This is a genomic window from Klebsiella sp. CN_Kp106 (assembly GCF_040064575.1).
GTDB lineage: Bacteria > Pseudomonadota > Gammaproteobacteria > Enterobacterales > Enterobacteriaceae > Klebsiella > Klebsiella michiganensis.
Window position 1 is genome coordinate 339,677 of the sequence record NZ_JBEAIG010000001.1, and the last position, 16,362, is coordinate 356,038.

The following is a 16,362-nucleotide window of genomic DNA, read 5'->3' on the forward strand; positions in this document are numbered from 1 at the left end:
TACGCTTTTTCTCCAGGGAACAACTATGCGCATCCTTCACACCTCTGACTGGCACCTTGGGCAAAATTTTTACAGCAAAAGTCGCGCCGCCGAACATCAGGCGTTTCTCGACTGGCTGCTGGCCAGCGCGCAGGAACATGATGTCGATGCCATTATTGTTGCGGGCGATATTTTTGATACCGGCTCACCGCCGAGCTACGCGCGCGAGCTGTATAACCGCTTTGTCGTTCAGCTGCAGCAGACCCGCTGCCGGCTGGTGGTGCTGGCGGGAAACCACGATTCGGTTGCCACCCTCAACGAGTCGCGAGACATTCTCGCCTTCCTGAATACGACGGTGGTGGCCAATGCCGGCCACGCCCCTTTTATCCTGCCGCTGCGCGACGGTACGCCGGGGGCGATTTTTTGTCCGGTACCGTTCCTGCGCCCGCGTGAGCTGGTGACCAGCCAGGCCGGGCACTCTGGCGGCGAAAAGCAGCAGCTGCTGCTCAGCGCCATCAGCGACTACTACCAGCAGCAGTACCAGCTGGCCTGCGAACTGCGCGGCGACCGGGCGCTGCCGATTATCGCCAGCGGCCATTTAACCACCGTCGGCGCCAGCAAAAGCGACGCGGTTCGCGAAATCTATATCGGTACGCTGGACGCCTTCCCGGCGAGCCGTTTTCCGCCCGCCGACTATATCGCGCTCGGCCACATTCACCGGGCGCAGGTGGTCGGCGGCTGCGAACATATCCGCTACAGCGGTTCGCCCATCCCGCTGAGCTTTGACGAAACCGGGAAAAATAAGAGCGTCAATCTGGTCACTTTCGCTAACGGCTGCCTGACGGACGTCACGCCGCTTATCGTCCCCGTCACCCAGCCGCTGGCGGTCCTGAAGGGCGATTTCGCCAGCATTAGCGCACAGCTAAACCAATGGCAGAATAACGACCAGCAGCCCTCAGCGTGGCTGGATATCGAAGTCACCAGCGACGAATATATGCATGATATCCAACGTAAAATCCAGGCGCAGACCGAAACGCTGCCGGTAGAAGTGCTGCTGGTGCGCCGCAGCCGCGCCCAGCGCGATCGCATTCTGGCCGGCGCTCAGCGCGAGACCCTCAGCGAACTGCAGGTGGAGGACGTCTTCGCCCGCCGTCTGGCGCTGGAAACGCTGGAAGCAACGCAGCAGCAGCGCCTGGAACAGCTCTTTAATGAAACGCTGCATAGTCTGAACGGTGAGGATCGCCTGTGAAAATACTCAGCTTACGCCTGAAAAACCTCAACTCACTCAAAGGCGAATGGAAAATTGATTTCACCGCTGAGCCCTTCGCCAGCAACGGACTGTTCGCGATTACCGGGCCAACCGGCGCCGGAAAAACCACCCTGCTGGATGCAATCTGTCTGGCGCTGTATCACGAAACCCCGCGCCTGAGCAGCGTGTCGCAATCGCAGAACGATCTGATGACCCGCGACACCGCCGAATGCCTGGCGGAAGTGGAGTTTGAGGTAAAAGGCATCGCCTACCGCGCCTTCTGGAGCCAGAACCGGGCGCGAAACCAGCCGGACGGCAACCTGCAGGTTCCGCGCGTCGAGCTGGCGCGCTGCGAGGACGGCAAGATCCTCGCCGATAAGGTCAAAGATAAGCTGGAACTGACCGCCTCGCTCACCGGCCTGGACTATGGCCGCTTCACCCGCTCGATGCTGCTGTCGCAGGGGCAGTTCGCCGCCTTCCTGAACGCGAAACCGAAAGAGCGCGCCGAGCTGCTGGAGGAGCTGACCGGCACCGAGATTTACGGCCAGATTTCGGCACAGGTCTTTGAAAAGCATAAGCAGGCCCGCGTCGAGCTGGAGAAAATTCAGGCCCAGGCCTCCGGCGTGCTGCTGCTGAGCGACGAACAGCAGCAGGCGCTCCAACAAAGTTTGCAAGCGCTTACTGATGAAGAAAAACAGCAGGTTAGCGAACAAACCCGCCTGCAAAATGCCCGTCAGTGGCTGGTACGCGGCGCAGAGCTGACGGCAGAAGATCGGCAGGCTCAAACCGCGCTACGCGAAGCGCAGGCTGCGCTGGAGCAGGCGCAACCGCAGCTTACCGTATTGCTGAATGCCCAGCCCGCGGAGCAGCTACGCCCGCAGTGGACGCGTCAACAGGAGCAAATCGCCGCGCTGGCGCAAACCCGCAATCTGAGAGAAGAAGTAAATACTCGCTTACATGAACGACTGCGGCTGCGGGCGGGGATTCGCCTCGCCGCCCGGCAGCAATCTGAACGCCTGCAGAACCACCAGCAAACGCTCGCCGCATGGCTAAAAGAGCACGACCGCTACCAGCGATGGGGCAATGCGCTGGCGGGCTGGCGGGCCGCTTTCCAGCAGCAGGCCCGCGATACGCAGCAGCAAGCCGCTCTGCAGCAGCGTCTGGCGGAAACCAGCCGCCGGCTGGGCGAACTGCCGCCCGACGGGCTGGCGCTGGATGCTGAGCAGGTCAGCGCCAGCCTCGCGCAGCACGCCGCGGCGCGCGCTCTGCGCCAGCAGCTCGCGGCCCTGCATGGCCAGCTGCAGCCGCTGAGCCAGCGATTATCACAGCTTCATGCCGCCGGGCAGGCCAGTAAGCAGGAGCAGGAGCGGCTGGAAACCACCCTGGCCCAGCGCCGTCAGGCCTATAAAGAGAAGAATCAGCAGCTTAGCGATGTCAAAGCCCTGTGCGAAATGGAAGCGCGCATTGCCGGCCTGGAGGCCGAACGAGCCCGCCTGCAGCCCGGTTCCCCCTGTCCGCTCTGCGGTTCCGCGCAGCATCCGGCCGTCGCCGAGTATCAGGCGCTGGTTCCCGGCGTAAATCAGGCGCGGCGCGATGCGCTTGAGCGCGAAGTCAAACAGCTGGCGGAGGCCGGCGCCCTGGTACGCGGCGAGCTGGACGCCCTGCTTAAGCAGCAGCAGAAAGAGGCCACCGAGAAAGCATCGCTTCTGCAGCAGGAGCAAGCGCTTACCTCACGCTGGCAGGCGACGATCGCCGGATTAAATATCGACCTGACGCCAAAGGATGACATTCCCGGCTGGCTAAACGCGCAGCAGGAGCATGAACAGCGGCTGTATCAGCATCAGCAGCGTCTGGCCTGGCAGGCCCAGCAGCAGGAGTGCCAGCAGCAGCTCCAGCAGCTCCAGCAGGAACAAGCGCAGCGCAGCGCCGCGCTGGCGGCTGAACTGGCCGCATTTGCGCTGAGTTTACCGGCAGCAGAGCAGGCCGCAGGCTGGCTGGCGCAGCGGGAAGACGAGACCCGCGGCTGGCAGGCCAAACAGAACGAACTGATCGCCCTGCAGGAACAGCTTCAGCAGTTGACCCCGCTGCTGGAGTCCTTGCCGGAAACGGACTTAGCGGCGGAACCCGCGCCGCTGGACGGCTGGCGCCAGGTGCACGACGACTGCCTCGCGCTTCAGAGCCAGTGGCAAACCCTGGGGCAGCAGGAGAGCCAGCAGCAGGCTCAGCTGAAAGAGAGCGAAGCGCAGTTCAGCGCGGCGCTGGCCGCCAGCCCGTTCGCTGACCAGCAGGCGTTTCTCGCCGCGCTGCTCGATGAGGAGGCGCGCCGGCGCCTTGAACGCCTGAAGCAGACGCTGGAAAGTACGCTACAGCAGAATCAGGCGCTGGCGATGCGGGCCCGCGAGGCGCTGGATAGCCACCGCCAGCAGCCGCCGGCGGAAACGGATATCAGCCAGCCTCTTGAGCGGGTACAGGAACAGCTTCAGCAGCTGACGACGCTGCTGCGGGAAAACAGCGCCCGTCAGGGAGAGATTCGCCAGCAGCTGAAGCAGAATGCAGAAAACCAGCAGCGTCAGCAGTCGTTACGCCAGCAGATGGAACGCGCTGCGCAGGAAGTGGAAGACTGGGGATGGCTGAACGCGCTTATCGGCTCCAGAGAGGGCGATAAATTCCGTAAGTTTGCGCAAGGCCTGACGCTGGATAACCTGGTGTGGCTGGCCAACCATCAGCTCAACCGCCTGCACGGCCGCTATCTGCTGCAACGCAAAGCCAGCGACGCCCTGGAGCTGGAAGTGGTCGATACCTGGCAGGCGGACGCGGTGCGCGACACCCGGACGCTGTCCGGCGGCGAGAGCTTCCTCGTGAGCCTCGCGCTGGCGCTGGCGCTCTCCGATCTGGTGAGCCATAAAACGCGGATAGACTCGCTGTTTCTCGATGAGGGCTTCGGCACTCTGGACAGCGAAACCCTGGATACCGCTCTGGATGCGCTGGACGCGCTCAACGCCAGCGGCAAGATTATCGGCGTCATCAGCCACGTTGAGGCGATGAAAGAGCGCATTCCTGTGCAAATTAAAGTTAAAAAAATCAACGGGCTGGGCTATAGCCGTCTCGATAAAGCTTTCGCCGTCGAATAAATTTCCCCCTCCGCACCTGTCTTCAAGCCTCTCCCCCACGGGAGAGGTCGCGCCGTTGCCCGGGCTCAGCATTCACGATAAATCTTGATATTGCACGAATTTGCATGATAAGTTTAAATTCGTTGCTTTAACGATGAGCGTCAGGCGAAAAAATGCATAAAAACCGTGCTTATTATTTTAACCACATCATTTCGTGCAAAAACGTGCATTCATAACTTTTTCTGAGGGCGTGCTGCAGCCTCCGGCAGCATCGTCCCATCCCCTCTGGCCCATTAAGAAGGTCTTAACCATGAAAAGCTTACTTATTTTGATTGCCGGCCCGGTACGCAGCGGCACCCACAATCGAGCGGAACTTATCGACGCTAACCTGAACAATATGGCCCAGGTTGCGCTACGCGTTTACCAGAAAGGCCATATCCCCGTGGTCGGCGAATGGCTGGCTCTGCCCATCGCCAAAGCAGCGGGTTCAACGGAAATTGGCGATGCGATTAGCGAGGAATATCTCTATCCGGTCGCTCACCGTGTCATTAGCCGCTGCGACGCTATATTGCGCATGCCGGGCGAATCCCGGGGAGCGGATCTGGATATTGAGGAGGGTAAAAAAAGGGGGGTGTCGATTTACTACAGCCTGGAGGAGATCCCGGACCGGTAATCCGCGGGGTACCCGCTGCGCCGTTCAGGCCGCGCAGCGGTTGATGATTACAGCGGCCACAGCCAGGCCGCGCCGCGCACGCCGCTGGAGTCCCCGTGCGCCGCCCGGCGAATCGGCGTCTCGCATTCACCGCCGAATACCCATGGTTTTAGCAGATTCGGCACCGTCTGGTAGAGACGGTCAACGTTGCTCATTCCGCCGCCAAGCACAATAACGTCCGGATCGAGGATGTTAACCACGTGAGCCAACGACTTCGCCAGCCGCATCTCATAGCGGCTCAGCGCCAGCTCCGCCACCGGATCCCGCTCGCCCACGCGCTGCATAATCTCGCTGCCTTTTAGCGAATGACCGCTTAACCGCCGGTAATCGGTCGCAAAGCCGGTACCGGAGATAAAGGTTTCAATACAGCCCTGCTTGCCGCAGTAGCACGGTACTTCAGCGCGATAGCGAAGTTCATCTTCATCCATCCACGGCAGCGGGTTGTGCCCCCACTCGCCCGCCGTACCGTTGCCGCCAATATGGGCGCGTCCGTTAAGCGCCACGCCTGAACCGCAGCCGGTGCCGATAATCACCGCAAATACCGTTTGCGCTCCGGCCGCCGCGCCGTCTACCGCTTCCGACACCGCGAGGCAGTTGGCATCGTTGGCCAGACGCACTTCCCGTTGCAGACGCTGGCTAAGGTCTTTATCAAACGGCTGACCGTTGAGCCAGGTTGAGTTAGCGTTTTTGACCACGCCGGTATAGGGCGAAATCGACCCGGGGATGCCGATGCCGACCGTGCCGCTCTGCCCGGTAGCCTGCTCGGCCATCTCGACCAGCGAGGCTATCGTCTCTATCGTCTGGCGATAATCGCCCCCTGGCGTAGGCAGGCGATGACGAAATAGCTGCGCTCCCTGGTCGCTCAGCGCGATGACTTCCGTTTTGGTTCCGCCTAAATCAATGCCAATGCGCACTGTGAATTCCTCTCCCGATTAACAATGCAAGCATAGCGACAATTCGCTATCATGCCCGCTGGATTTAACGACTAAGCCGTGGAAATTATCATGCTGTGGTTCAAAAATTTAATGGTTTATCGTCTCAGCCGCGACATTTCCCTGCGCGCCGAGGAGATGGAAAAACAGCTGGCCGAGCTGACCTTTACTCCTTGCGGCAGCCAGGATATGGCCAAAACCGGTTGGGTACCGCCGATGGGATCGCACAGCGATGCGCTGACGCATACGGCAAATGGCCAGATCGTTATCTGCGCGCGTAAAGAAGAGAAGATCCTGCCGTCTCCGGTGATCAAACAGGCGCTGGAAGCAAAGATCTTCAAGCTGGAAGCCGAGCAGGGCCGTAAGCTGAAAAAAACCGAAAAAGATTCTCTGAAAGATGAAGTGCTGCATTCCCTGCTGCCGCGCGCCTTCAGCCGCTTCAGCCAGACCATGATGTGGATCGATACCGTCAACGGGTTGATCATGGTGGACTGCGCCAGCGCCAAAAAAGCGGAAGATACGCTGGCGCTGCTGCGTAAAACCCTGGGCTCGCTGCCGGTTGTTCCGCTGGCGCTGGAAACCCCGATCGAACTGACGCTGACCGAGTGGGTGCGTTCCGGTACCGTGGCTCAGGGCTTCCAGCTGCTGGATGAAGCCGAGCTGAAAGCGATGCTGGAAGACGGCGGCGTGATCCGCGCGAAAAAACAGGATCTGGTGAGCGACGAGATCGCCGTGCACATTGAAGCCGGTAAGGTCGTCACCAAGCTGGCGCTCGACTGGCAGCAGCGCATTCAGTTCTTAATGTGCGATGATGGTTCGATTAAACGCCTGAAGTTCTGCGACGAACTGCGCGATCGGAATGAAGATATCGATCGGGAAGATTTCGCCCAGCGTTTTGGCGCGGACTTTATTCTGATGACCGGCGAGCTGGCCGCGCTGATTCAGAATCTGGTGGAAGGGTTAGGCGGCGAAGCGCAGCGCTAATCTCGTGAATTCCTTCCTGCCAGCGCAGGAAGGAAACGAACATTACAGGTAGCGGCACAGATAAGAGGTCGGCTCAGCCACCTGCAGATTAAACTCGCTATTCCCCGGAACGTTGAATACTTCCCCGGCGGCATAGACTTTCCACTCGGTCTCTCCCGGCAAAAGTACGTTCAGCGCGCCGCTGACTACGGTCATCTCTTCCGGCTGCGCGGTACCAAAGGTATATTCCCCTTCCGCCATCACGCCCACGCTCGCACGACCGGTGCTGCTGCTGGTGAAGCCGATTGATTTTACTTTTCCGTCAAAGTATTCATTGCTTTGAAGCATAAACTCGCCCTTATGATCTTGTGTTGAAGGCACAATATAGGGGGCGCTCCTTGCCCCTGTCACGTAAAATTAACGCGTTACATCAGGTTAAACTAATAGTTCTGCCGCCAGCCGTGAAACCAGCACATTTGACAACAGAACCGGAATATCCAGCGCCTTTTGTAATATGTCGCGATGCTGCTGGTGGTAGCAAAGGCAATCCAGCATTAATACGTCTGCGCCCTGTTCAATCAACTCCCTGCCCGCGGCGATTAACTCCTCTTTACCGCCGCTCACCGGATTGGAAATGGCGTAAAACGGAGTATTTTCTAATACCTGCCATTTATTCCGCTGCAGCGGCAAAATCTCTTCAACCGGAACAATCACCCCCACCTGATGGCCGTCGACAATCGACGCGACCAGCGGCGGAATAATTCTTTGCGGCTCAAGCAGGATCGCATTATTCGCCGTAAATCCGCTAAAGGGATGAGTGCTCATGAGTAAAATAAGGTCGTAATTTTGTTTATCGAGCATCGCAATGACGCTACGTAAATCACGCTCAACCTTCTGCCGTGAGACCTGCGCAATTTGATTATCGTTAAGCAAGGTCAATAGCATCTCATCGCCGGGCTCTATGCTGTAGTCCCGCATAACGTCTTCGCGCGTCATTTTGCCGAGCAGGCTAATGTGGGCGATCTCGTCTTCCCTGATATGTTCAGTTAAAAGCGGCAGCATCTCCGCCACGGGTACGACCCCAATGGTCAAGATTGCCATCGATGCACTACTCATATCGTTTACCTTTTCACAACCGCTGTTTCAAAACAGGCTTTTATTTACAACTTCTGCCCCCTGGTGACCCAAAGCAACCGTCGAGAAGCGTAGCAGGTTACGGCTGATATGGAATGTAAAGATTCCAGAAGCGTCAAAAACGCTCCTGAAAATCCGTACCTTAGGTAATCATTAGTACCGTTAATAGATTAAAAATGTGATACATGTCCGGTAGCGATCTTTTCAGAACGAATCCCGGACATTTAAGAGGAATTAAGACTTATCAGGATCTTCGTAACGCCGTTTGGCGTCCAGCGCTTCCTGTTCTGTAGGATGTTCGCTGATGAGTGAGTTTGGCGTCGGGTGATCGGCGCGCAGTTCATACCAGGTGACCGTTTGGCCCTGCGGGCCCTTTTCAACGGCGACAACACGCGCTTCCCTTGGATATGGAGGTCTGGTCGGCATAGCGTTTCCTTTTTTTACCTTAAGAGCTTTAAAGTATAGGCGCTGCCGATCCGTTTACCCCAGGCAAAGTCTTAACTGGTATAGGTCTCGCCGCAGACGGTGGTCATAATCTGTTCTACGACCTCATCCGGCGTGGCGGTCGCATTAATAATATGATGCGCGGCCGCGCGATACAGCGCTTCCCTCTGCGCCAGCACCTCACCCACTTCATCGCGGATGGGCTTTCCGGTCAGCGTCGGGCGCTGTTCCGCCTTCGGATAGGCTTCAAGGCGGTCAATCAGCGCGGAGACCGATGCCTCGAGATAGATAACGATGCCATTTTCCCGCATAAACTGTCGGTTGTATTCGCTGAGGATAATGCCGCCGCCGGTGGCGATGATCGTCGCGGGTTGAGCGACGCGTTCTAAAGCCTGCGTTTCCAGCGCACGAAAGCGTTCCCAGCCTTCCTGCTGGACGATAGCCGCTACCGTGCGCTGCTCATGCTCCTGCAGCTCATGGTCCGTGTCGGCGAACTTAAAGCTGCGAGCTTTCGCCAGCGCGTGTCCGATGGTCGTTTTACCGCAGCCGCGAGGCCCGACAAGAAATATTAGCTGTGTCATTACCGAAGACCCCTTGGTTCCGCATTTTGCGGATAAATGAAAGCGAAAAGAGAAACAATGGTACCGCAAACTTACCCAACGCAAATCGTAAAATAAACGTTACACACCATCTGCAAACCCTTTCACCTTAGTATTAGAAAGGACATTTAATGTAAACTTATCATTGCATTTTGTGTTATGCCAGCTTTACTTTTGTACAGAAGTTATTTTTTGTTCGCAGTCTGGCGTAAACAGTAACACATTTCTGCACAGCTTTACGCTGCCGCATATTTACAAGATGCGTGCTTCGGAGCGAATCTGAAGCTAATCAATCAGTATGACAGAGGTATGTAGTATGCAATCTGAAGAGCAACGCCTTATCGATGGACTGTTTTCCCGATTAAAAGAGGCCGAGAGCCACAGCGCATCACGGGATACCAGCGCTGAGGAGCGGATTGCCGGGCACATTAAAGAGCAGCCGTTCGCCCCTTACTATATGGCGCAAACGATTCTGATTCAGGAAGCGGCGATCAAACAGCTCAACGACCGCATTCAGGCGCTGGAGAGCCAGGTGACCCAGCTTCAGGCCGCGAAGCCGAGCAGCGGCGGGTTTCTCTCAGGCCTGTTTGGCGGCGGTCAGTCGCGCGGTTCCGACCCGATTCCTGGCGCCGAGCAGTATGGCCGACCGCAGGCCGGCGCCCAGCCTCAGTATGCTCCGCAGGCGCAGCAGCAGAACTACGCCCCTCAGGCGTCGCGCAGCGGCGGCGGTTTTATGGCCGGCGCGCTGCAAACGGCGGCAGGCGTCGCGGGCGGCGTGGTGCTGGGAAACATGTTGACCAATATGTTTAGCGGCTCGCATCCGCAGGAGATCGTCAATATCATCGAAGAGAAACCGCAGCCGGATCTCAGCCAGGCGCAGGACAATAGCGTCGCTGACGATACCTTCCGCCAGGATGACGGGCAGTTCCTCGCCGACAACAACGATTATGACGCCGACTTTGACGCCGGTTTCGGCAATGATGATTTCGGCAGCGACGACGACAGCTGGGTTTAACCCTGCTGGCGCTTAACGTCTAACAGCCATTTCTCCAGCGCGGCGGCAAACTGCTGCCGATCGCGCTGGGATAAGCTATCCGGGCCGCCGGTCTGCACGCCGCTGGCCCGCATCGTTTCCATAAAGTCGCGCATCGTCAGGCGTTCGCGAATGGTCGCCTCGCTGTAGCGTTCACCGCGTGGATTCAGCGCCGCCCCGCCTTTCTCCAGCACTTCCGCCGCCAGCGGGATATCGGCGGTAATCACCAGATCTCCCGGCTCGCATAAACGTACGATTTCGTTATCCGCCACGTCAAACCCCTGCGCCACGCGCAGCGTGCGGATAAAGCGCGACGGCGGGACGCGCAGAGGCTGGTTAGCAACCAGCGTCAACGAGATTTGCGCGCGCTCGGCGGCGCGGAACAAAATATCTTTAATGACGTTCGGACACGCGTCCGCATCAACCCAAATAGCCATTGCGGCTCCTGTCGATGAAAAAGAGATGCCGTATTGTCGCCTGCTTTTGCCTTCCGCGAAAGCAACAAGATGTTAAGCTATATCGCTAACGATAAAACAAACAAAGGGGATTGGTGATGGAGAAGAAAATCGGCTTTATCGGCTGCGGCAACATGGGCAAGGCCATCCTGGGCGGCCTGATCGCCAGCGGGCAGGTGCAGCCGGGTCAAATCTGGGTCTATACCCCGTCGCCGGATAAAGTGGCGGCCCTGCACGACCAATACGGCATTAATGCGGCGCAAAGCGCGCAGGAAGTGGCTCAGGTGGCGGATATCGTTTTTGGCGCCGTAAAGCCGGGCGTGATGGTAAAAGTGCTCAGCGACGTCGCCTCCAGCCTGAATAAAGACTCTCTGGTGGTTTCTATCGCCGCGGGCGTGACGCTCGACCAGCTGGCGCGCGCCTTAGGCCATGACCGCAAAATAGTCCGCGCGATGCCCAACACGCCTTCGCTGGTCAACGCGGGGATGACGTCGGTCACGCCGAATGCGCTGGTCAGCGCCGAAGAAACCGCGGAGATCCTGACCATATTCCGCTGCTTTGGTCAGGCGGAAATCATTGCTGAGCCGATGATTCATCCGGTGGTCGGCGTCAGCGGCTCCGCGCCGGCTTACGTCTTTATGTTTATCGAAGCGATGGCCGACGCCGCTGTGCTTGGCGGAATGCCCCGCGCGCAGGCTTATAAATTCGCGGCGCAGGCGGTGATGGGCTCGGCCAAAATGGTACTCGAAAGCGGCGAGCATCCGGGAACGCTGAAGGATATGGTGTGTTCGCCCGGCGGCACCACCATCGAAGCCGTGCGCGTGCTGGAAGAGAAAGGCTTCCGTTCCGCCGTCATCGAAGCGATGGTGAAATGCATGGAGAAATCAGAGAAGCTGAGCCGTTCCTGATTGCAATAGCGAATAGCGGGTGAGGTTTCCCTCACCCGCCCATTTCTTACACCTGTTTTTTCAGGCAGGCGCTCATAAATTTGCTGCGATCGTCCCCTTTCAGGGACTGCTGGGTCGCCTGAGCGTTACACTCGCGCATTTTCTGCTGCTGAGGCGTTAGCCCCTTACCGTCCTGCGCGGCGCCATCTTTCTTCAGGCAGCTACTCATAAACGTTTTACGCTCATCCCCTTTCAGCGACTTCGATGACGCTTCTTTATTGCAGACGCTCATCTTTTGCTGCTGAGGGGTCAACTCTTTTTCCGCGGCACTCACCGCTGTCATAAATACCAGGCCAAAAAGTAAGGTCACAAGTAATGTTATTTTCATCGCACCATCCTCTATGAGTGGATCTCTGTAAGTCTGGTCGCTGATGGAGAAAAAACCAGCCGGTAACGAAAATTCATCACCGGCGCCCGGTTATTTCAGATTAAGTGCGGCTTTCATGGTGTAGAACAGGTCCGTCTGGTCGGTTAAACCCACCACGTTGGCCGCGTGCGGGCCGTAGGCGGCAATACGCAGCTGGGTGCCGGTATGTTCCATCGACTCTTCTTCAGAGTTGCCGTAGCTCATCACCATCACCGAACCATCTTTGGTGTTCAGCGCCTGCGTCAGGCCCGGCGCTTTGGTATCTGCCGGGATAATCTGGCTGGCGTGAGCGTGGTCGGCGGTGACGATAACCAGGGTATTGCCCTCTTTTTTGGCAAATTCCAGCGCCTTCTGTACCGCTTCGTCCAGATCGACGGTCTCGCCAATCTGACCGCACGGATTCGCCGCGTGATCCTGTTTATCGATAGAAGCGCCTTCCACCTGCAGGAAGAACCCCTTCTCATTGCTGCTCAGCAGATCGATGGCTTTTTCGGTCATCTGCGCCAGCGTCGGCACCGATGCATCGCGTTTCGGGTTCGGCGTACAGGTCACCGCCGCCTTATCGATATTGCCGTGATAAGACGCCTTTGGGCCTTCCCAACGCACCGGCATATTGCCTTCCGCGAAGAGACCGAGCAGCGGTTTGTCCTGATTGGCCTGGCTAATGGCGGCCAGCGAGCTGGCGTCGGTGACGATCTGGTAGCCGCGGGCTACCGCCTGATCGTGCAGCGTTTTGCCCTGCCATTCACCGGCCGTCGCGCTTTCCGCGAAGGTTTTCGCGCCGCCGCCCAGTGTTACGTCGGGACGGGCGTTCAGCAGTTGTTCGGTAATGGAACCTTTACCGCCCTTTTCCAGCGCGTTGCTGGCGCATTTTTCGCTGGTCACGCTCGGGCCGTAGCATTTACGCGACGTCACATGCGCCACCAGCGCAGCGGGAGTGGCGTCCTGCAGTTCCGCCGTGGAGACGTTACCGGTGGCTAAGCCCGCCGCTTTCGCCAGCTCAAGGATGGTCTGATGATCTTTTTCATGGATATCCACGCCCAGCGCGCCGTTATAGCTTTTCACGCCGGTGGTCCAGGCCGTTGCGGAAGCGGCGGAGTCGGTGACATAATCCGGCTTGCCGGTTTTCTTATCCAGAGAATAATGGGTGTACTGGCCGGTCAGCGGCAGCGCGTCAATGCCTTTAAAGAAGCCGCCCGCCCCTTCTGCATAATTTCGCGCGGCGGTGATTTCAGAATCGCCCATTCCGTCGCCAATCAGCAAAATAATATTTTTAGCCGGTTTATTGATTAACGAAGCGCGCAGCGCCTCGGTCTGGTCACCGCTTAAACGACGCGCGCCGCCCGGCGTGGTGATATCGCCCTGCGCGGCACGATTTTCCAGAACCGGTGCGGTTGTTGTTTCTGCGTGAATAATCGGGGAGCCCAGCAGAGGCAGCAGGGCAATAAACAGGGCGCTTAATTTCACTTTTATCGTCTCCATGTAAAAAATACTTTAAAAAACAAAACGAGGGAGACTGTATAAAAGCGATGTGACAGTAAAATGACAGCATCCATACCCTGTCACAAAACTAACTACGAGGATGCCGTAACAGCTTCTTTATATATTGCTGCAGTAGCTGGGTATCGCGGTCATCCACCAGCGGGCCGGGGCTGGCCTCATCGATTGCCTGCTCAATATCGGTGATGAGCGCCTGCTGGGCATCCTGCTCCATGTGACGTAGCAGAGCGGTCACCACCACTTCCAGCGCCTCAACCTGGGCCGTCAGCTCCTTCGATTCTTCTTCCTTTTGGGCGAGTTTTACCAGTAGCTCAGCAATGAGATTCTTCACAGCACTTTATCCTTATGCGAGGTCCGTAGTCTGCTATTTATGTCATACATTAGCCGTCGGTTGCCACTATTATTTTTTAAAAAAGTTGGCCACGCCGGTGAATAACAAGCGAAACGTTTTGCTCTTTGCATGCCACCCGCCAGGAATTTACTCAATGCGGATTAATAAGCATCATAACCAACTTTAACAAATAAGAATAAAATGGAATATCGCTATTCTATCGATAACTATAACGTATCGCCATAATATATCTGGTAGGCCAGATTCACGCTGTCCGGCGCGTCTTTACCGGCCAGGCGCGCAATAAGTATTTCGCTCGCCGTTTTACCGATTTCATAACGTGGGGTAATGACGCTGGCTATTTTTTGCAGCCGCGCACGGCCAATTTCCAGCCCGTGAAAACCGGCGATGGCGATCTCCTGCGGAACGGCTTTCCCCTGCGCCTGGCACTCGAGCAGCACCCCCACCGCCAGATCGTCGTTGGTACAAAAAATGGCGTCAATATCCGGGCGCGTCTGCTGCATCTGCAGGAACATCTGCCGGCCAAGCGCAACCGAGGAGATGGTCCGCGGCGCCATGTGATACGCCTTCAGGCCGTGCTCCGCCAGCGCCAGCTCGGTGCCGCGGAAGCGGCTTAAATCGCGGGGATCGTCCATTGAACCAAAAAAGGCGATCGCCCGTTTGCCGCTCTCAAGAAAAGCATGGGTCATATCCCACGCCGCCTTTTCGTTATCGAACCCCACCTGGATATCCAGCTGCTGGCCGCCGTAGTCCATCAGTTCAGCGACGGGGATACCGCTGGCGCGCACGTACTGCACCATGCGATCGCTGTGCTGCTTCCCGGTCAAAATCAGCCCATCGATATTATAAGAGAGCAGATTGAGCACTTCGCGCTCTTCGCGCTGCGGGTCATATTCGTAGTTGGCAATCAGGGTCTGATATTGGTGCGCCGAGGTCACCGACTCAATGCCGGCCAGCACATCGGCAAAAATCTGGTTGCGGAAGGAGGGAATAAGCACGCCAATCGTTTTACTCCGGGCGTTAAGCAGGATTTCCGGGGCACGGTTAGGGATATAGTTGTTCTCTTCCATGACCTTTGAAATCAGCTCACGGCTGCGCTCAGAAACCTGGCCGGGGTCACGTAAATAACGGCTGACCGTCATTTTATTCAGCCCCGCCAGGTTGGCGATATCCTGCAATGTCATCCGGTTGTTTTTCATCAGGTTCTCTACGACAAGCGACTTTTATGCTCGCAGAGAACCTTACCACAGCAGCGGCGGTTTATGTTAGCCGGCAACCTTTTTTGCCGTCACCGGGGAGACGGGTTGCGGGTTAGCGCGCACGTTGTACATCAGCACGACGGAGGACAGCAGCGCGACAGCCATAAAGGTATAGGAAACCCCCGGCCCGCCGGTAATCCCGTTGAGGTACCCCACCAGCCACGCGCCAAGGAAAGCGCCGAGCGCGCCAAAGCTGTTGATTAAGCCCATCGATACGCCGGAAACGTTGCGCGGCAGCAGTTCAGGAATAAGCGCGAAGAACGGCCCATATGGCGCATACATGCAGGCCGCGGCAATGACCAGTAGCGCATAGGAGAGCCAGAACGCCTGGTTGCCCACCAGCCAGGAGCCAAAGAAAGCGATAGCGGCAATCAGCAATAACGGCCAAATAAACAGTTTACGATTCTGGAACTTATCCGACAGCCAGGAGACCGTCAGCATCAGGATAATTGCCGCCAGGTACGGCACCGCCGCCAGCCAGCCCACCGCCACGATATCCATCTGCGCGGCGTTCTTCAGAATCGACGGCATCCACATCATGAAGCCGTACACGCCGATGCTCCACAGCGCGTGCACGGCGCAGAGCATGATCACATTGCGCGAGCGCAGCGCTTCACCGTAGTTGCGCACCGGCTTGATATGACTCTGCTCGCTGTCCATCACCTTCTGCAGGGTCTCTTTTTCCTGCTCGTTCAGCCAGGAAACCTCGGACGGTTTATCGCGCACCAGTATCCACCAGCATACCGCCCACAGTACCGCCGGAATGCCTTCGATGATAAACATTTCGCGCCAGCCCCACGCCTGAATCAGGTAGCCGGAAACGATGGACATCCACAGCACCGTTACCGGGTTTCCGAGGATCAGGAACGTGTTGGCGCGCGAACGCTCGGTTTTCGTAAACCAGTTGCTGATATAAATCAGCATCGCCGGCATCACCGCCGCCTCAACCACGCCAAGGGTAAAGCGAATCGCCATCAGCATCGGAATATTGCTGACGAACCCGGTCGCCGCCGCGCAGAATCCCCATAAAATCAGGCTAAAGAAAATCATTTTTCGCACGCTGCGTTTTACCGCATATATCGCGCCGGGTACCTGGAAAAAGAAATAGCCGAGAAAAAATAGCGCGCCAATAAGCGATGCCGTTCCTTTGGTAATACCCAAATCGCTTTCAATTCCCGCCGCAGCGGCAAAACCATAATTCGCACGGTCAAGATAGGCCAGACTATAGGTAATAAATATAATCGGCATTAAATACCACCAGCGACGCGCGGGTAATTTCGCGAGCATGTGCATAAGCACTCCTCAGATATCAATATCATCACACGGG

The 16,362-nt window shown here is 57.3% G+C and carries 17 protein-coding genes; 6 read left to right on the top strand and 11 right to left on the bottom strand.

The window, feature by feature from the left end:
- Positions 1-25 precede the first annotated feature (25 nt).
- From sbcD to ABLU96_RS01520, 3 genes are all read left to right on the top strand, one after another.
- The gene (gene sbcD / locus ABLU96_RS01510) at positions 26-1,228 is read left to right on the top strand and encodes an exonuclease subunit SbcD (protein ID WP_014228147.1); all 1,203 of its coding nucleotides are present in this window, start codon (positions 26-28) and stop codon (positions 1,226-1,228) included.
- The gene (sbcC, locus tag ABLU96_RS01515; protein ID WP_348862275.1) at positions 1,225-4,359 is read left to right on the top strand and encodes an exonuclease subunit SbcC; all 3,135 of its coding nucleotides are present in this window, start codon (positions 1,225-1,227) and stop codon (positions 4,357-4,359) included. Before sbcD ends, sbcC begins: the two co-directional genes overlap by 4 nt.
- A gap of 289 nt (positions 4,360-4,648) precedes the next feature.
- The gene (locus ABLU96_RS01520; protein WP_048261384.1) at positions 4,649-5,011 is read left to right on the top strand and encodes an NUDIX hydrolase; all 363 of its coding nucleotides are present in this window, start codon (positions 4,649-4,651) and stop codon (positions 5,009-5,011) included.
- Positions 5,012-5,058: 47 nt separating this feature from the next.
- On the opposite strand, the gene mak is transcribed toward ABLU96_RS01520, so the two are convergent.
- On the bottom strand, positions 5,059-5,964 hold the full coding sequence (mak, locus tag ABLU96_RS01525; protein ID WP_014228144.1) for a fructokinase: 906 nt from the start codon (positions 5,962-5,964) through the stop codon (positions 5,059-5,061).
- A gap of 90 nt (positions 5,965-6,054) precedes the next feature.
- On the opposite strand from mak, the gene rdgC reads away from it, so the two are divergent.
- Complete coding sequence (gene rdgC / locus ABLU96_RS01530; protein WP_348862278.1) at positions 6,055-6,966, top strand: recombination-associated protein RdgC; 912 nt, start codon at positions 6,055-6,057, stop codon at positions 6,964-6,966.
- A 42-nt stretch (positions 6,967-7,008) separates the two neighbouring features.
- Here rdgC and ppnP read toward each other — a convergent pair whose 3' ends face one another.
- The 4 genes from ppnP to aroL all read right to left on the bottom strand — a co-directional run bounded on the left by ppnP (position 7,009) and on the right by aroL (position 9,104).
- Positions 7,009-7,293: a pyrimidine/purine nucleoside phosphorylase gene (gene ppnP, locus ABLU96_RS01535; protein ID WP_004099395.1), complete on the bottom strand. Its 285-nt coding sequence runs from the start codon at positions 7,291-7,293 to the stop codon at positions 7,009-7,011.
- 87 nt (positions 7,294-7,380) lie between these two features.
- A complete protein-coding gene (locus ABLU96_RS01540; protein ID WP_165795123.1) occupies positions 7,381-8,061 on the bottom strand; it encodes an AroM family protein in 681 nt (226 codons plus the stop codon).
- A gap of 252 nt (positions 8,062-8,313) precedes the next feature.
- Positions 8,314-8,505 (bottom strand): YaiA family protein, encoded by a 192-nt coding sequence (locus tag ABLU96_RS01545; RefSeq protein WP_004129622.1) that lies wholly within the window; start codon positions 8,503-8,505, stop codon positions 8,314-8,316.
- A gap of 71 nt (positions 8,506-8,576) precedes the next feature.
- Complete coding sequence (gene aroL / locus ABLU96_RS01550; protein ID WP_004848163.1) at positions 8,577-9,104, bottom strand: shikimate kinase AroL; 528 nt, start codon at positions 9,102-9,104, stop codon at positions 8,577-8,579.
- Between the two features lie 334 nt (positions 9,105-9,438).
- On the opposite strand from aroL, the gene ABLU96_RS01555 reads away from it, so the two are divergent.
- On the top strand, positions 9,439-10,137 hold the full coding sequence (locus ABLU96_RS01555; RefSeq protein ID WP_048261381.1) for a DUF2076 domain-containing protein: 699 nt from the start codon (positions 9,439-9,441) through the stop codon (positions 10,135-10,137).
- Here ABLU96_RS01555 and ABLU96_RS01560 read toward each other — a convergent pair.
- The gene (locus ABLU96_RS01560) at positions 10,134-10,592 is read right to left on the bottom strand and encodes a YaiI/YqxD family protein (RefSeq protein ID WP_009653579.1); all 459 of its coding nucleotides are present in this window, start codon (positions 10,590-10,592) and stop codon (positions 10,134-10,136) included. The two genes, ABLU96_RS01555 and ABLU96_RS01560, sit on opposite strands and share 4 nt — an antisense overlap.
- Before the next feature lie 116 nt (positions 10,593-10,708).
- On the opposite strand from ABLU96_RS01560, the gene proC reads away from it, so the two are divergent.
- Positions 10,709-11,518, top strand: coding sequence for a pyrroline-5-carboxylate reductase (gene proC / locus ABLU96_RS01565; RefSeq protein ID WP_004848157.1), 810 nt, complete (start codon positions 10,709-10,711; stop codon positions 11,516-11,518).
- Positions 11,519-11,564: 46 nt separating this feature from the next.
- Here proC and psiF read toward each other — a convergent pair whose 3' ends face one another.
- From psiF to ABLU96_RS01590, 5 genes are all read right to left on the bottom strand, one after another.
- The gene (gene psiF / locus ABLU96_RS01570) at positions 11,565-11,885 is read right to left on the bottom strand and encodes a phosphate starvation-inducible protein PsiF (RefSeq protein ID WP_004132478.1); all 321 of its coding nucleotides are present in this window, start codon (positions 11,883-11,885) and stop codon (positions 11,565-11,567) included.
- A 90-nt stretch (positions 11,886-11,975) separates the two neighbouring features.
- Entirely contained in the window at positions 11,976-13,406 is a 1,431-nt protein-coding gene (gene phoA / locus ABLU96_RS01575; RefSeq protein WP_025107196.1) for an alkaline phosphatase, read from the bottom strand.
- 88 nt (positions 13,407-13,494) lie between these two features.
- Entirely contained in the window at positions 13,495-13,755 is a 261-nt protein-coding gene (gene iraP, locus ABLU96_RS01580; RefSeq protein WP_004848155.1) for an anti-adapter protein IraP, read from the bottom strand.
- 227 nt (positions 13,756-13,982) lie between these two features.
- Complete coding sequence (locus ABLU96_RS01585; RefSeq protein ID WP_014837560.1) at positions 13,983-14,975, bottom strand: substrate-binding domain-containing protein; 993 nt, start codon at positions 14,973-14,975, stop codon at positions 13,983-13,985.
- Between the two features lie 66 nt (positions 14,976-15,041).
- A complete protein-coding gene (locus tag ABLU96_RS01590; protein WP_004848153.1) occupies positions 15,042-16,328 on the bottom strand; it encodes an MFS transporter in 1,287 nt (428 codons plus the stop codon).
- Positions 16,329-16,362: the final 34 nt, after the last annotated feature.

What these genes read in the sequence shown, in the direction of transcription:
- sbcD (WP_014228147.1), top strand. Translation starts at nt 26, where the DNA reads ATGCGCATCCTTCACACCTCTGACTGGCACCTTGGGCAAAATTTTTAC.
- ABLU96_RS01520 (WP_048261384.1), top strand. Translation starts at nt 4,649, where the DNA reads ATGAAAAGCTTACTTATTTTGATTGCCGGCCCGGTACGCAGCGGCACC.
- rdgC (WP_348862278.1), top strand. Translation starts at nt 6,055, where the DNA reads ATGCTGTGGTTCAAAAATTTAATGGTTTATCGTCTCAGCCGCGACATT.
- ppnP (WP_004099395.1), bottom strand. Translation starts at nt 7,293, where the DNA reads ATGCTTCAAAGCAATGAATACTTTGACGGAAAAGTAAAATCAATCGGC.
- ABLU96_RS01540 (WP_165795123.1), bottom strand. Translation starts at nt 8,061, where the DNA reads ATGAGTAGTGCATCGATGGCAATCTTGACCATTGGGGTCGTACCCGTG.
- ABLU96_RS01545 (WP_004129622.1), bottom strand. Translation starts at nt 8,505, where the DNA reads ATGCCGACCAGACCTCCATATCCAAGGGAAGCGCGTGTTGTCGCCGTT.
- aroL (WP_004848163.1), bottom strand. Translation starts at nt 9,104, where the DNA reads ATGACACAGCTAATATTTCTTGTCGGGCCTCGCGGCTGCGGTAAAACG.
- ABLU96_RS01555 (WP_048261381.1), top strand. Translation starts at nt 9,439, where the DNA reads ATGCAATCTGAAGAGCAACGCCTTATCGATGGACTGTTTTCCCGATTA.
- ABLU96_RS01560 (WP_009653579.1), bottom strand. Translation starts at nt 10,592, where the DNA reads ATGGCTATTTGGGTTGATGCGGACGCGTGTCCGAACGTCATTAAAGAT.
- proC (WP_004848157.1), top strand. Translation starts at nt 10,709, where the DNA reads ATGGAGAAGAAAATCGGCTTTATCGGCTGCGGCAACATGGGCAAGGCC.
- psiF (WP_004132478.1), bottom strand. Translation starts at nt 11,885, where the DNA reads ATGAAAATAACATTACTTGTGACCTTACTTTTTGGCCTGGTATTTATG.
- phoA (WP_025107196.1), bottom strand. Translation starts at nt 13,406, where the DNA reads ATGGAGACGATAAAAGTGAAATTAAGCGCCCTGTTTATTGCCCTGCTG.
- ABLU96_RS01585 (WP_014837560.1), bottom strand. Translation starts at nt 14,975, where the DNA reads ATGAAAAACAACCGGATGACATTGCAGGATATCGCCAACCTGGCGGGG.
- ABLU96_RS01590 (WP_004848153.1), bottom strand. Translation starts at nt 16,328, where the DNA reads ATGCACATGCTCGCGAAATTACCCGCGCGTCGCTGGTGGTATTTAATG.